The sequence below is a fragment of the Shewanella sairae genome, assembly GCF_023283535.1.
GTDB lineage: Bacteria > Pseudomonadota > Gammaproteobacteria > Enterobacterales > Shewanellaceae > Shewanella > Shewanella sairae.
Window position 1 is genome coordinate 1 of sequence record NZ_JAKILT010000197.1, and the last position, 921, is coordinate 921.

The following is a 921-nucleotide window of genomic DNA, read 5'->3' on the forward strand; positions in this document are numbered from 1 at the left end:
TCGGATTTGCTTCGATAAGCTCGATAAACGTTAGGCTTTCAATACCGTTTAACTCAATATCCGCTTCATTTTCTACTGCTTGATCAATTCGCGTATAAGTGACGGTTTCTACATCAAAATACATAGGTGTAATGAGTATTTGTCCGTGGCGAACAACATCGTTAAGTGTGGTCATTGCTTTTCTTCCATTAGATTACCTGCTGTTCATTAAGGCGTGTGAATTTTATACAAAGATATGAGTCGGGTTATCCACTGAAAATGTGGATAACCGTTTTGGTGCTGACTATAGGTAGTCTTCGATTGATTCAGTCTTGGTTGGTTCTTGTGGTGCGGTATCGTTTGTCGTATCACCTTCTTCGTCTGCTCGCTTAATCTTGCCTATCGTGCTGTTACCTACTGGCTCAATAAGCTTGTCTGATTGCTCCGGCGCTGGTATTTGACTGCGAGCCAAATAAACTGGGTCATTGAAGTACAGAATTTGCTTACCATAGATAGCTGGGTAGCCCGCTACATAGATAATCATGTCGCCCCCTTGCACCAAAAGCTCACCTTGCTTAACTGGCGCAGGTAAACGTTGACACTCGTCTGCGGTTAACAGCGTTCGCTTGGTTTCGTTATACGACACGCTGGTGCTCGCGGTTGAAAATACGCCCTTGTTAGAAGTGGATATTTGCTTCTTAACAATGGTGGTTTCACCCGTTAGTTTGGCAAGGTGCTCAGCGGTTTCTAATCGACCAGGTGGATAGGCATTTTGAACATGGCAGTTAGAGGTAATTTGCTCATCTTTACCGTAACCGGTCTCGCTGCTTTTTAATTGGTTTAAGTCCTGGCAAATCAAATAGAACTTAATGCCGTAACCTGCCACGAATGCTAATGACTCTTGCAAAATATCCAGCTTACCCAGTGATGGAAATTCATCAA

The 921-nt window shown here is 43.3% G+C and carries 1 protein-coding gene; it reads right to left on the reverse strand.

Translation table 11 applies throughout. From position 1 onward, the window contains the following. Positions 1 to 283 precede the first annotated feature (283 nt). A partial coding sequence (locus L2748_RS24125) for a type IV secretory system conjugative DNA transfer family protein (RefSeq protein WP_248957834.1) occupies positions 284 to 921 on the reverse strand: 638 nt, incomplete at its 5' end.